This window comes from Slackia exigua ATCC 700122, from assembly GCF_000162875.1.
In the GTDB taxonomy this organism is placed as follows: Bacteria; Actinomycetota; Coriobacteriia; order Coriobacteriales; family Eggerthellaceae; genus Slackia; species Slackia exigua.
This window is the reverse complement of the sequence record NZ_GG700630.1, coordinates 287,922-302,562: the sequence shown is the minus strand read 5'-3', so window position 1 is coordinate 302,562 and position 14,641 is coordinate 287,922. Positions and strand designations below refer to the sequence as shown.

11 protein-coding genes are annotated in these 14,641 nt (G+C 63.9%); all 11 read left to right on the top strand.

Annotated features, from left to right (window positions below; all coding sequences use genetic code 11):
• The first annotated feature begins 149 nt into the window (after positions 1–149).
• The 11 genes from HMPREF0762_RS01325 (at position 150) to HMPREF0762_RS01275 (ending at position 14,631) form a co-directional block, all read left to right on the top strand.
• Positions 150–2,813, top strand: a complete 2,664-nt coding sequence (locus tag HMPREF0762_RS01325) for a valine--tRNA ligase (protein ID WP_040618762.1) — start codon at positions 150–152, stop codon at positions 2,811–2,813.
• 270 nt (positions 2,814–3,083) lie between these two features.
• Positions 3,084–3,539: a zinc ribbon domain-containing protein gene (locus HMPREF0762_RS01320; RefSeq protein WP_009078596.1), complete on the top strand. Its 456-nt coding sequence runs from the start codon at positions 3,084–3,086 to the stop codon at positions 3,537–3,539.
• 91 nt (positions 3,540–3,630) lie between these two features.
• The gene (gene recO / locus HMPREF0762_RS01315; protein WP_006361544.1) at positions 3,631–4,410 is read left to right on the top strand and encodes a DNA repair protein RecO; all 780 of its coding nucleotides are present in this window, start codon (positions 3,631–3,633) and stop codon (positions 4,408–4,410) included.
• A gap of 163 nt (positions 4,411–4,573) precedes the next feature.
• Entirely contained in the window at positions 4,574–5,131 is a 558-nt protein-coding gene (locus tag HMPREF0762_RS01310; protein ID WP_369791717.1) for a hydrogenase maturation protease, read from the top strand.
• Position 5,132: 1 nt separating this feature from the next.
• Complete coding sequence (locus HMPREF0762_RS01305; protein WP_006361542.1) at positions 5,133–5,603, top strand: DUF2628 domain-containing protein; 471 nt, start codon at positions 5,133–5,135, stop codon at positions 5,601–5,603.
• Between the two features lie 8 nt (positions 5,604–5,611).
• Positions 5,612–6,187, top strand: coding sequence for a TetR/AcrR family transcriptional regulator (locus HMPREF0762_RS01300; protein ID WP_006361541.1), 576 nt, complete (start codon positions 5,612–5,614; stop codon positions 6,185–6,187).
• A 288-nt stretch (positions 6,188–6,475) separates the two neighbouring features.
• Entirely contained in the window at positions 6,476–8,587 is a 2,112-nt protein-coding gene (locus HMPREF0762_RS01295) for an efflux RND transporter permease subunit (RefSeq protein ID WP_245935466.1), read from the top strand.
• A 6-nt stretch (positions 8,588–8,593) separates the two neighbouring features.
• Positions 8,594–11,506: a YhgE/Pip domain-containing protein gene (locus tag HMPREF0762_RS01290; RefSeq protein WP_006361539.1), complete on the top strand. Its 2,913-nt coding sequence runs from the start codon at positions 8,594–8,596 to the stop codon at positions 11,504–11,506.
• A 315-nt stretch (positions 11,507–11,821) separates the two neighbouring features.
• Complete coding sequence (pyrR, locus tag HMPREF0762_RS01285; RefSeq protein WP_006361538.1) at positions 11,822–12,409, top strand: bifunctional pyr operon transcriptional regulator/uracil phosphoribosyltransferase PyrR; 588 nt, start codon at positions 11,822–11,824, stop codon at positions 12,407–12,409.
• 1 nt (position 12,410) lies between these two features.
• Complete coding sequence (locus HMPREF0762_RS01280) at positions 12,411–13,355, top strand: aspartate carbamoyltransferase catalytic subunit (protein WP_006361537.1); 945 nt, start codon at positions 12,411–12,413, stop codon at positions 13,353–13,355.
• Positions 13,339–14,631, top strand: a complete 1,293-nt coding sequence (locus tag HMPREF0762_RS01275; protein WP_006361536.1) for a dihydroorotase — start codon at positions 13,339–13,341, stop codon at positions 14,629–14,631. Before HMPREF0762_RS01280 ends, HMPREF0762_RS01275 begins: the two co-directional genes overlap by 17 nt.
• Positions 14,632–14,641 lie beyond the last annotated feature (10 nt).

The window sequence follows — 14,641 nt, the reverse complement described above, 5'->3', positions numbered from 1 at the left end:
GCGTCGCCTGCGCGTATCAGGGGTTTTTCTCAAGCGGCGTCGCGCCTGCGGGCGGGGCGCCGCTTTTTGCGGTATCCTCTTGCAATCTGCGGGGGTTCCCGCCGCCGATGGTTTTGCGAGAGACACGATTCATCAAGGAGCCGGCTTACATGGAAGAGCTTCCAAAGGCATACGACGCCCGCGGCGTCGAGGAGCGCATGCTTGCGAAATGGCTGGACGGCGCATACTACGGCCGTTCCAAAGGCAACGAGGACCGCACCGTCGTCATTCCGCCTCCGAACGTCACGGGCATGCTCCATATGGGCCATGCGCTCGACGACACCATCCAGGACACCTTCGTCCGCTTCTGCCGCATGAAGGGCTATTCCACGCGCTGGATTCTCGGCACCGACCATGCCGGCATCGCCACCCAGACCAAGGTCGACAAAAAGCTCAAGGAAGAGGGCGTCTCGCGCCTTGAAATAGGTCGTGAGAAGTTCCTCGAGGCCTGTTGGGATTGGCGGCGTGAATACGGCGGCATCATCGTCGAGCAGATCAAGCGCATGGGTTGCTCGGTCGATTTCGACGATGAGAAGTTCACGATGTCGCCCGAGTACGCCAAGGCCGTGCGCAAGGTGTTCGTGGACTGGTATCATGACGGATTGGTCTATCGCGGCAAGCGCATCGTCAATTGGTGCCCGAGCTGCACGACCGCCATCTCCGACGACGAGGCGGAATACCGCGACGAGGATTCGCACCTGTGGCATCTGCGTTATCCGCTCAAAGAGCCTGTCGATGGGCGGGAATACATCGTCGTCGCCACGACGCGCCCCGAGACCATGCTCGGCGACACGGGCATTGCGGTGTCTCCTTCCGACGAGGACAAGGCTGCGCTCGTCGGCAAGACCGTCATGCTGCCTATCGTGGACCGCGAGATCCCCATTTTCTCCGACTGGCATGTCGATGCGGGCTTCGGCACAGGGTTCGTCAAGGTCACGCCTGCGCACGATCCGAACGACTACGCGATGGGCCAGGCGCACGGCCTCGAACAGATCAACATCTTCGACGAGCATGCCGTCGTCGTGGAAGGCTACGGAGCGTTCACGGGCTTGAACCGGGACGAGGCGCGCGCCGCCGTCGTCGCTTGGTTCGAGGAGCACGGCCTGCTCGATCGCATCGAGGATCTGAACCACTCCGTCATGCACTGCTACCGCTGCGATTCAGCGCTCGAGCCATGGCTGTCCGAGCAGTGGTTCGTCGCCGTGGACAAGCTCAAGGGGCCGGCCACGCAGGTCGTCGCCGACGGCCGGATCGCGTTTTATCCCGATCGCTGGAAGCAGTCCTACATGACCTGGATGGAAAACCTCAAGGACTGGTGCATCTCGCGCCAGCTGTGGTGGGGCCATCGCATCCCCGTGTTCTACTGCGACGCATGCGGTTGGGAAGACGCCTCGCTCGAAGACGTCGATGCGTGCCCGCATTGCGGCGCCGAGGTGCGCCAGGACGAAGACGTGCTCGACACCTGGTTCTCGAGCCAGCTCTGGACGTTCGCTACGCAGGGCTGGCCTGACGATCCGTCCTTGATGCAGGGGCATCATCCGACCAAGGTGCTCGTCACGGCGCGCGACATCATCGCGCTATGGGTCGCCCGCATGATCATGAGCTCGCTGTACTTCACGGACGAGATTCCCTTCGAAGACGTCTTCATCTATGCCACCATCCTTGCCAAGGACGGCAGCCGCATGTCCAAGTCGAAGGGCAACGGCGTCGATCCCATGCAGCTCATCGAGACCTACGGCGCCGACGCGATGCGCTTCAACTTGCTCACGCTCGTCACGGGCACCCAGGATGTGCGCTTCGACGCCGAAAAGCTCGAGGACGGCACCTTCGAAAGCCCGCGCACCGAGGCCGCCCGCGGCTTCGTGACCAAGATCTGGAACGCGAGCCGTTTCGTCCAGATGAACCTCGAAGGCTTCACGCCCGGCGCTCCCGAGATCCGCACCTCGGCCGATGCCTGGATGTTCTCACGTCTGGCCAAGCTCGTCCGCTCCGTGACCTCGGGCATCGAGGAATACCGCTTCGGCGATGTGGCGCATGACCTGTACGAGTTCTTCTGGAACGAATTCTGCGACTGGTACATCGAGCTTTCGCGCGTGAGCCTCAAAGGCGCTCCCGACGAGCGCCTGGCCGCCCAGCGCAACCTCGTGTTCGTGCTCGACAACGCGCTGCGCCTGCTGCATCCGGCCATGCCGTTCGTGACCGAGGCCATCTGGGAGAAGATGCCGCATGCGGGCGATGCGCCGGCGCTGATCGTGGCGCATTGGCCCGAAGCCTCCGACTTCGCGCAGTGGATCGACGAGGCCGCCGAACGCTCCGTGTCGCTTCTGTGCGCGGTCGTGGGCGCCGTTCGCTCCACGCGGGCGCGCTACAAGCTTTCTCCCAAGGCCGACGTGCCCGTCACCGTGAAGGCTTCCGAGCAGGACGTCCGGGCGCTCATCGCGCAATCCGAGCTCATCACGTCGCTCGCGCGCGCAACCGAGCTTTCCATCTCCGCCGACGCCTCGCGCCCGGCCGAGAGCTCGGCCGTCGTCGGCGGCGGGTGCGAAGTCTACTGCGGGCTTTCGGGCCTCATCGATTTCGATGCCGAGCGCGCCCGGCTTGAGAAGGATGCGGCCGTCTGCGCGAAGGATGTGGCCAAGTTCGAGAAGAAGCTCTCCAATCCCGGCTTTCTCGCGAAGGCTGCTCCGGAGATCATCGAGAAGGATCGCGCCCGCCTCGCCGAGCTCAAAGCCAAAGCCGAGCTCATCGAAGCCCAGATCGCCGATCTGCCGTAAGACGTCCGGAGGCGCCGCATCGGACGTGTCGCGGAATCGAGGCGGCGCTCCTCGCCCGCGCCCGTCGTGCATGCCCGCATCCGTCGCGTGCGAGGAGGACGGTTCGGCGCCGCCTCCCTTCGCGACGCGGCCCAAGCGCTCGATCCGTGCAGGCCGCGCGCGGGGACGGAAGATCCGGACGACTTTTGCTACAATGCATGGGTCGGGGGAGCGGCTGCGTGCATCCGCGCCTTCATCCCACTGTCGAAAAAGAACATGAAGGAAGGTCACATGAGCGAGATTCTCTCCGAGCTCTGGACGCCTGAGATGCAGATGGCCTTGACGGCTGCCATCGCCTTTCTGGTCGTGCTGTACGTCTTGTCCATCATCTGGGTGGTCCGCGATGCCTATCTGCGCGGTACCGTCTGGTACATCTGGGCGGTCGTGGCCCTCGTTCCCATTCTGGGCGTCGTGGCCTATTCGATGCTTCGCCCGCCTCTGCTGCAGCTCGATCGCGACGAGCAGGAGCTCGAAGTCGCGCTCAAGCAGCGGCAGCTGCTCCAGTACGGCGAATGCGCGAGCTGCGGCTATCCCGTGGAAGCCGACTACGTGATCTGCCCCAAGTGCCATCAGCGTCTGAAGAACCAGTGCGGCACCTGCGGACACGCGCTCGATCCCTCGTGGACGGTCTGCCCCTACTGCGCCACGCCGGTAGGCGATGGCCGCTCCCGCTCCGCGTCGAACTAGGCGCCGCCGCATATCCGAGAGCTTGCACGGGGCCGCATTCAAGCGGCCCCGTTTTCATGGGCCGTGCGCCGTTTCGACGAAGGAGGGGATCATGCCGCAGGCGACGTATTCCGCACGCGCGCTCGTCGTGCGCAAGGTCAAGCTCGGCGAGACCGACCGCATCGTGCATCTCATCGCCGATGACGGGCGTCTCGTGAAGGCCGTGGCGAAAGGCGCGCGCAAGCCGACGTCTCCATTCTCCTCGCGTCTCGAGGTCTTCTCGGTCGTCGACGTCCTGCTCGCTCAGGGGCGTTCCCTCGACATCGTCAAGGAGGCGCGGCTCGTGGATGCCCATGCGGGCGTGAGGCTCGACCTGCTGCGCGCCGCGGCCGCGGCCCCGCTTATCGAGTGCATCGCGAAGGCGGCCCAGCCCGACCTTCCGAATCCGAGATCGTACGCCTGCGCCGTCGCCGCGCTCGACGCGATGGATGACGCGGAGGCGGGCGACGCGCTTGCCATCGGCGCTGCGGCCCTGCTCAAGGTCTATTCCTTCACGGGGTTCCGTCCTTCGTTCGACGCCTGCGTCTCCTGCGGGCGTCGTCTGGACGTCGATGCGGCCCGGCAGGAGCGCTCCCTGCTCGCGTTTTCGGCCTTCGACGGGGGAGTGCTCTGCGATTCCTGCGGGCGCTTCTCCGATGCGGTGCGCCTTTCGGCTGAAACCCTCGGGTGGGCGCGCTTCCTGCTGATGTCGACCTTCGACGACATCGAGGCTCGGCACGTCGAACGCCGCATATCCTTCGACGTGCTTCACCTGTGCCAGACGTGGACGCGCGCCCATCTGGGAGGGCGATCGAAGGCGCTCGACTTCGTCTTCTCCTGCGGCCTGTTCTAAGCCCGATCGAAAGGGAAGGGAGGCGGCCGAACGCCCGCTTCCGATCCGGTCTCGTCGTGCGTCCCGATCCTGCGGCCCGCATGCCTTGCATGCGTCCACGCCCCGCCGCGCATCCTGTTCGGAGCGCCCTTCGTGTGGATTGGCGGCACTCGCCGCATGGGATGTGCCGCCCTTGCCTATAATCGTCGCCATGGAAACCATCGCCGTCATATTCGTCGGAAACCGTCTCATGCTCGATGACGGGGTTGCGCCCCTCATCTACGACGAGCTCGTGCGCGACTACCGCTTTCCCGCGCATGTCGCGCTCTTCGATGCAGCCTGCATGTCGCTCGACCTGCTGCACGTCGTGCGGGATTTCGACGTCGTCATCGCGGTCGATGCCATGGACGGCACGGAGGAGCCGGCAGGAACCGTGCTCAAGTTCGCGCCCGAAGACATCGCCGGCCGCGCGGGCGCCATGCAGTCGCTGCATGAGCTACGCCTCGTCGATTTGCTGCACTCCGCCGTCCTGCTCGGCTTCGAGGCCGAGGGCGTCTGTTTCGGCGTGCAGGTTGAAAACGCGAGTCCCTCGTCTTTGTGCGAAGGGTTGACCGAACCGGTCGCCGCGGCGCGGCCGATCTTGCGCGATGCCGTGCTCGCCGAGCTCGTTTCCCGCAATGTTGAGATTCGACGTGCGGACGGAACCCTCTTCGCGAGGGACGGACGCCGTATCCAGGAGTGACATGTCTATGACGCAGACGCAGAGAAGCACGCGTGCCGCCAGGCTGACCGACGAGCAGATCGCCGCCGAGGAAAAGCTTCTAGACGGCGTGCCGCGCTTCAACGTGGCTGCATTCCTCATGCCGCCCATCTGGGGTCCCGCGCATGGGATCTGGGCGACCATCGTCTTCTATCCGCTGTGGATCCTTGCCGACACGGCGTTCGTGAACGCGCTGCAGCATCGCACGCCGCTCGCGATCGTCGTCGGCGTGCTCGTCTTCGTGCTCATGACCGCGCTCACCGCCGCCTTCGCCGTCGTGTCGCAGCCGTTCGCGCTCCGACGCGCTCTCAGCCTCGGCGTCTCTAAGGAGGCCTATCTGCGCCGCCAGCGCATCTGGGCGGCCGTTTCGGTCATCGTCGGCGCCGTCGCGCTTATCGTTGCCACCTACTACAACCTCTTCTTGAATCCTGCGCTCGCGGGGCTCGTGCCGTAGGAGCGCCCATGACCCGATTCACCGAGCGCGCCATCATGGACGCCTTCTTCGAACTGCTTGTCGAAAAGCCTCTGGACAAGGTGACCGTCGCCGATATCGCCCAGCGCTGCGGCATCAACCGCAATACCTTCTACTACCATTATCACGATGTATACGACTTGCTCGAATCCCTCATCGATTCGGAGCTGCGCAAGGTCATGGAGGCGTCGGGCGGCGCCGATGACCTGACATGGGATTCGTTCATCGAAGCAGGCACGCATTTCCTGTCCGAGCACCGCGCGTTCGTCTTCCATATCTACGAGTCGTCGCACCACGAGATCCTCGAGCGCTATGTCGACGAGGTCGCGGCGCTCACCGTGTCGCGCTACATCGATCGCCAGGCGGAAGGTCTTGCGGTCGACCCGTCCGATCGCGCGGATATCGTCACCTTCGGAACGATCGTCCTCGAGGGCCTCCTGAACCGTTGGATCAGCGACGGCATGAAAGACGATGCCGCCCAGTACGTGACCACGCTGTCGCGTCTGTTCGAAGGATCGTTCCGACAGGCGCTCGAGCGTTCTGCGGCCCGCTTCGCCTCGGAATAGGGCGCTCTCGAGAATTGCCGAGCGAACTCCCTGATAAGAGGCGTATACTCATGTTAGTCTAAGGAAACACCGCATGGCTGCGCACGAATGTCCGCTTTTGCTGCAGTTAGGCAACATGGCGTGAATGCCCAGAAAATAGGCAATCAAGCTCCATTGCTTATTTCTTCGATCCGATGCCGAACGTAGCATAACCACGTCGGCTGGCGGCGATGGTCTTCCGTCTCCCTCGTGCGGAGGGATACGAAAGAGGCGCTCTGCCAAGGGAAGAACGCGATCTGCGAGGCGTATATGCATACCTTCGGACACGCAGTGGTCAAGCTGCGTATACCTATCCTCATCGTTTCGGTGCTCCTGCTCATCCCTTCGATCTTCGGATACATGAGCACGCGCATCAACTACGATATGCTCGACTATCTGCCCTCCGACATGGATACGGTCACCGGACAGAACATCCTGAAGGACGATTTCGGCAAAGGGGCCTTCTCGCTCATCGTCACCGAAGGCATGGACGATGCGGCCGTCGGCGATCTGACCGACGAGATCAAGGGCGTCGATCACGTGGCCGACGCGCTGTCGTACGGCGCCGTCTATAATCCGAACATCCCCGACGAGCTGGTTCCCGAAGACCTCATCAAGGATTTCAAGGATGGGGATGCCCAGATGATCGCCGTGTTCTTCGATTCGGGCACGTCGTCGGACGATACGATGAACGCGGTCGAGGAGATCCGGGGCCTTGCCGACGACCAGGTCTACGTTTCGGGCATGACGGCTTTCGTCAACGACCTCAAGAACATCGCCGAGCGCGAAGAGGCGAAGTACGTGATCCTCGCGGTCGCCGTCTCGCTCGTCGTCTTGCTGCTGCTCGTGGATTCCTTCTTCGCCCCGGTGCTCTTCCTCGTGAGCATCGGCATGGCCATCCTCTATAACCTGGGGTCGAACATCCTGTTCGGCGAGATCTCCTACATCACCAAGGCATTGGCGGCGATTCTGCAGCTCGCGGTCACGATGGATTACTCGATCTTCCTTTGGAACAGCTACATGGAGAAGCGCGAGACCTATCCCGACGATCGCGCCTATGCGATGGGGGAAGCCATCGGCGACACGCTGACGGCCATCTTCTCCAGCGCGATGACGGCCTGCGCGGGCTTCCTCGCGATGTGCTTCATGTCCTATACGCTGGGCACCGACCTCGGCATCGTCATGGCGAAGGGGTGCGTCCTCGGCCTCATCGCCTCGATCACCGTCCTGCCGTCGCTGCTGCTGGCGTTCGACAAGCCGCTCATGGCGACGCATCATCGTTCGCTCATCCCGAAGGCCGACCGCCTGGCCGCCTTCGTGACGAAACGATTCGGGGTCTTCGTCGCCGTGTTCCTGCTCATGCTCGCTCCTGCGCTCTACGGCTTCATCAATAAGCCCATGTACTACGACTTCACGAACATCCTTACCGGATCGGACAGCTCGCTTTCCGAAGAGGACACGCCGTTTCATACCGCCGACCAGAAGGTCAAGGAGCACTTCGACGTATCCACGACCGAGATGATCCTTGCGAAATCCGACCTGCCTCATGCCGAGGCCAAGGAGATGCTCGACCGGATCGGCGAGGTCGACGGCGTCGTCTACGCGCTCGGCTACGATTCCCTCGTCGGCGGGCAGCTTCCCGACCAGATGGTCCCCGGCGATCTCAAGGACGCCCTCAAGAACGGCGGGTACCAGCTGATGCTCGTCAACTCCGAGTACCAGCCCTCAACCGACGAGGTCAACGCCCAGATCGATGCCATCAACGACATCATCAAGGAATACGACCCCGATGCCATGCTCATCGGCGAGGCGCCGGCGACCAAGGACCTCATCGAGGTCACGAACCATGACTTCCTCGTCGTGGACGCGGTCGCGATCGTCGCCATCCTCGGCATCCTGTTCGTCGTGTTCCGCAGCGCGACGCTCCCGTTCCTGCTCGTGCTCGTCATCGAGTTCGCGGTCATGCTCAACCTCGGCATCCCGTTTTTCACGGGCACCGAGATGAACTTCATCGCGCCCGTCACCATCTCGACGATCCAGCTCGGCTCCACCGTGAACTACGCCATCCTGCTCACGACGCGCTACCGCAAGGAACGTGCGGGCGGCCGTGCGAAGGTCGACGCCATCGAGACGGCGCTCGCGCGCTCGTTCCCGGCGGTCGTCACGAGCGGGCTCACGTTCTTCGGCGCGACGATCGCGGTCGCCATCTATTCGAATATCGGCATGATCAGCCAGCTTACCGGCCTCATGGCGCGCGGCGCGTTCATCTCGACGCTCTCGGTTCTGGTTATCCTGCCCGCAGCGTTCATGATTTGTGATAAAGCTATAGTCAAGACCAGCAAGGGCTTCTCCGCGTCGCCCCGCAAGCTCAAGGAGGCTTAAGAACCTATGAAAACGAACAGACTCTTCGCTTCGGCCGGATACGTGCTGACCACGTTCGCGCTTGCGGGCATGTCCGTCTCGCCGGCCTTCGCTGCCGCGCCTGCGCAGGGCTCCTCGACGGGCGCGTCGGGCACGTCCGCCACGCAGACGCACGCAGGCGACCAGACCTCCATCACGAAGAACGAGACCGTCTACGTATTCACCGACGCGTCAGGTTCCGTGAAGAACACCGACGTCTCCGATTGGATGCGCAACCCCGAAGCCCTCGATCGGATCCACGACGCGTCGAACCTCGATAACATCGAGGTCACCGAGGGAGATGCCACGCAATCCGGCGGCGCATCGTCCATGGCATGGGATGCCGGCGGCAAGGACGTCTATTACAAAGGCACCACGCAGGCCGAGGCTCCGGTCAAGATGAAGGTCTCCTACAAGCTCGACGGCAAGGACGTGAAGCCTGCCGACCTGGTGGGTGCATCGGGCACGGTGACCATCCATATCGACTACGTGAACGACAGCTACGAGACCCGCATGATCGGCGGCAAGGAGACGAGGATCTACACGCCGTTCGTCGCGATGACGGGCGTCATCCTGCCGAACGACACCTTCACCAACGTCGAGGTCGATAACGGCAAGATCGTCAACGACGGCGAGCGCACCGTGGTGATCGGCTTCGCACTGCCGGGCATGCAGGACACGCTCGGCGTCGACGAGGACGACTACAAGATTCCCTCGTCGGTCGAGATCACGGCGGATGCCAAGGACTTCAGGCTTGGCAATATGCTCACGATGGTGAGTGCCGATATGTTCGACGACGTCGATGTGTCGGAATTCGGCGCGGACGATCTCGAGGATTCGCTCGATCAGCTCGACAGCGCCATGTCGCAGCTCATCGACGGATCGAAGACCCTGACCGACGGTCTGGACAAGCTCGATGCCGGCGCGGGCACGCTCTCGGGAGGCCTGTCCACGCTCTCGAGCGGAACGCAGACGCTTGCGAGCGGCCTGGGCGAGCTCGATGCGGGCGCCGGCACGCTCGATGCGGGCGCCGGCCAGCTCAAAGATCAGACGGCGACGCTTCCCGTATCCACCGCCGCCCTGGCCGACGGCACTTCTCAGATTCGCGAGGGGCTTTCCCGCATGAAGGACCAGTCCGCCGTGCTACCTGAGTCCACCAAGGCCTTGGCCGACGGCGCGGAGAAGCTCCATAGCGGGTTGACGCAGGTAAGCGACGGCGCATCCAGTCTGTCGAGCGGCGCCAAGCGCCTATATCAGGGTCTCGATCTGCTGCGCAACGGATCCGAGGACCAGACGGGCCTGGCCGATGCCGTTGCCGCCATCGGATCCGAATCCGACAGCGCCCCGACCACGCTTCTCGGCGGCACGAATGCCATCACGGCCGGTCTCGGCCAGGTCAAAGACGGCCTTGTCACGCTGAACGATCCCGCGGCCGGCCTTCCTGCCGCTCAGGCGGGCGCGGTCCAGGTGCGCGACGGCGCGTCGCAGCTCGCCGATTCGCTCGATTCCGCCGCCACCGCCGCGCAGGACGGCATCGGCCAGATGCAAGGTGTGAACGGCCAGGTCAAAGACGGCCTTTCATCGCTCTCTTCGAGCCTCGGGGATGCCGGCGGGGCGCTTACGAGTCTCTCGTCCGATGCGCAGGCCCAGGCGGCCGCTCTATCCGGCGCCGTGTCTTCCGACGCGTCCGAGGCATCGCTGAACGACGCGCAGGCGAACATCTCCGCCGTGCTGGGCGGGGACACCTCGAACCTCACGCCCGAGCAGCTCTCGGCGCTTCAGGCCGCTTCTTCGAACGTCGCCTCCGCCAAAGGCTCCCTGCCCAAGACGCCCGATACGACCAAGCTCAACGACGATCTTTCGCAGATCTCCTCGGTCGCCGGCCAGGTATCCGGTGCGACCGCATCCATCGGCTCCGAGTCGAGCACGCCTGATTCAGGCACGATCATGGGCGGCGTGAACGGCGTGTCCGGCGGGCTTTCCGCACTTGGATCGAGCCTGTCCAGCGTCGACTCCGGGCTCCCTGCCGCATCGGGCGCGGCCCGTCAGCTTTCCGCCGGCGCCGGTAAGGTGGCGGACGGCCTTGGCTCCGCATCCGCATCCATCGGATCCGCGGACGATTCGTCCTCGGTAACGCTCATCGGCGGCGTCAACCAGCTGTCCGCGGGCTCTTCCGCGCTGAAGGACGGTCTTGTCGCGCTGCGCGACGGCGGCACGACGCCTTCGGGCAAGACGAGCGCGGGACTTACCGGCGCACTGGCTGCGCTGGGCGACAAAGATACCGGCAACACGTTGATCAATGGAGCGTTCCAGCTGATGGGCGGCGGCGACAGGCTCGTTGCGAATCTGGGCGACGATGCAACCGAGGGAACGGTCATGAACGGCGCGGCGAAGCTGTCCGCCGGCACCGGCGCGCTCGCGCAGGCGACTCCGCAGCTGGTCGCAGGCGTTCAGGCGCTTTCGAGCGGCAGCGCCACGCTCGATGGCGGCATGCAGCGGCTCGCTGCGAGCTCTCCTGCGCTCGTCGCGGGCATCGCCCAGCTTTCCGACGGCGCGGGCCGGCTGTCCTCGGCTGCGACGTCCGCCTCTTCGGGCGCACGCCAGCTTGCATCCGGCGCCTCGGACGCGGCGGACGGCGCGAACGAGCTCGCGCGCGGCCTGGATTCCGCGCTCGAAGGTTCGCAGACGCTTTCCGACGGTCTGGTCCAATTCGATGAACAGGGCATCTCAAAGATCACCGATTTCTTCAAGGGCGACCTGAAGGATCTTAAAGACCGCGTGAACGCGATGGTCGAGGCGGGGCAGTCGTACAAGAACTTCTCCGGCATCGACGAAGAGCATGCGGGCTCGGTCAAGTTCATCTATGAATCCGACCCGATCGAAGCGAAGGACGAGAAGTAAAGAACGGATCGAGAGAAGAAGCGGGGAGCGGGTCTGCGGCCGCTCCCCGCTATGTGTTTTCAAGGCCTGCCGTTTCTTTTCCGTTGCGCCCGCGCCCGTCGCGGCGTACAATGGGCGCGTCCTTTAAGGCGGTACAGAGAGACCGGCAAGGCACCACGATGCGTCACGCTGCAGCGGGCAGGGTAAGACGCAACCTGACGAGCCTTGGCCGCGCGCCGGGCTATTTTTTTGCCCGCACGGGCCGGCGAATCGTGCGCATCGCGGACCGTTGCTTCGGTCGATCCCTGTGCATACTCGACATGAGAAGGAGTGTGTATGAGAGACGACGGGCACGTGAAATCCGTGGTTATGGACGCCGCGGAAATCGAGCGATCGCTGACGCGCATCGCCCACCAGATTCTCGAGACGAACCACGGCGCGACCGATGTGGCGCTGGTCGGCATCGTCACGCGAGGCGATCTGCTGGCGCAGCGTCTGGCGGCGAAAATCAAGGAGATAGAGGGGGTGGACGTCGCTCAGGGAAGCCTCGACATCAGCTTCTATCGCGACGACTATCTGACATCCCTCGCTCCCGAAGTCCATTCCACCCATATCCCCTTCGATGTGACCGGTCGCACGATCGTCCTCGTCGACGACGTGCTGTACACTGGCCGCACGATCCGTGCGGCGCTCGATGCGCTTATGGATCTCGGCCGCCCGAGCTCCATACAGCTGGCCGTCCTCGTCGACCGCGGTCATCGCGAGCTTCCTATCCGCGCCGATTTCGTCGGCAAGAACGTGCCCTCGTCGCATGACGAGAACGTGCGCCTCTTCCTCGAGGAATCCGACGGCATAAGCGCAGTCGAGATCATGGACATCCAACCTGGCGGACGTGCCGGCTCCGCCCCTCTGGGAGGCGAGTAGCATGGCATTCGACCACAGGCATCTGATCGATATCAGGGAATACTCCGAAGAGGACATCGCCCTCATCCTCGATACCGCGAAAGCGTTCTCCGCGGTCAACGACCGCAAGATCAAGAAAGTTCCCACGCTTAGGGGGCTCACGATCGTGAACATGTTCAACGAGCCGTCCACGCGCACCCGCAGCTCGTTCGAGCTCGCCGAAAAGCGCCTTTCGGCCGATACGCTGAACTTCGGCGGGTCGTCCACCTCGTCGGTCAAGGGCGAAAGCCTCATAGACACCGTCGAGACGCTGAACGCCTACAAGATCGATGCGATCGTCGTGCGCGACAAGCATGCGGGGGCTCCGCACATCATCTCGCAGCACACGCCTGCCGTCGTGATCGACGCGGGTGACGGCAAGCATCAGCATCCGACCCAGGCGCTGCTCGACCTGTATTCCATCCGCGAGCACAAGGGCCGCATCCGCGACCTGAAGGTCGGCATCGTGGGCGACGTGGGCCATTCGCGCGTCGTGGGATCCCTCGCACCCGCGCTCAAGACCATGGGCGCGCACGTCACGCTCGTCGGTCCCGCGACGCTCATGCCCGACGCGCCCGCCAATCTCGGCGTCGATCGCGTCACGCCGTACCTCGACGAGGTACTGCCCGAGCTCGACGTCGTCTACATGCTGCGCGTCCAGCGCGAGCGTCTCGAAGGTGCGCCGTTTCCCAGCACGCGCGAATACCATGCGCTTTACGGCCTGACGAAGGACCGCGAGCGCCTCATGAAGCCCGATGCGATCGTCTGCCACCCCGGCCCGATCAACCGCGGCGTCGAATTCGACAGCTACATGGCCGACCATCCCCGGCGTTCGGTCATTCTCGATCAAGTGTATGCCGGCATCTGCGTCCGCATGGCCGTGCTCTATCTGCTCCTGGGAGGTTCCGACAATGGTCTTGATTCTTAAGAACGCGCACGTCGTCGACCCTGCGGCCGGCATCGACGAGGTCATCGACGTGAAGGTCGAGGACGATCGTATCGCCGAAGTCGGGCACGGCTTGGCGCACGAGGGCGCCGAGGTCCGCGATCTTTCCGGCAAGTACCTGGTTCCCGGCCTCGTCGACATCCACGTCCACTTCCGCGATCCGGGCTTCGAATACAAAGAGGACATCGAGACCGGAACCCGCGCCGCGGCGCATGGCGGCTTCACCGCGGTCTGCACGATGGCCAATACCGATCCCGTCGCCGACACCGGTGCCGTTCTGGAATATGTCGCCTCGAAGGCGGCGAAAGTGGGCAAATGCCGCGTCTTCCCGGCCGGTTCCTGCAGCCATGGCCTCGAAGGCGAGATTCTCGCCGAGATGGGCGATATGGTCGCCCACGGCGCCGTCGCCTTCACCGACGATGGACGCGGCGTCCAGAATGCGGGCATGATGCGTCGCATCATGGATTACGGCAAGATGTTCGACAAGCCCATCATGGACCATTGCCAGGATGAAAGCCTGGTCGGAGCAGGTCAGGTCAACGAAGGCATCGCTTCCACGCGCCTCGGGCTTCTCGGTTGGCCTGCCGCGGGCGAGGAAATCCAGATTGCCCGCGACGTGGCGCTTTCCGAACTCACCGGCTGCCCGCTGCACATCCAGCACATCACGTCGGCGCGCGGCCTCGATATCGTGCGCGAGGCGAAGGCGCGCGGCGCGAACGTGACCTGCGAGGTCACGCCGCATCATCTGGTGCTTTCCGAAGACGACATCACCGGTGCCTACGAGACCTTCCTCAAGGTGAACCCGCCGTTGCGCACGCCCGCCGACAGGCAGGCCCTCATCGACGGCGTCGCCGACGGCACGATCGATGCGATCGTCACCGACCACGCGCCGCATGCGCCGTGGGAGAAGGCGCGCGAATTCGAGCTCGCGCCCTTCGGCATGATCGGGCTCGAGACCAGCCTCGCGCTCATCCTCACGAACCTCGTGCGTCCGGGCATCATCGACTACGGCCGCATGGTCGAGCTCATGGCCGTCAATCCGCGCACGATCCTGCGCCTCGACCAGGTGAGCATCGCTGCGGGCAGCGTGGCCGACCTCACGGTCTTCGATCCCGAAGCCACATGGACGGTCGATGAATCCTTCTTCGAGTCCAAGTCTGCGAATTCCGGCTTCATCGGCCGCGAGCTCATCGGCAAGCCGACCGACGTCTATGTCGGCGGCGTCGCGACGATGATCGACGGCGCGGTCGTCGACTAGGAGGATCCAC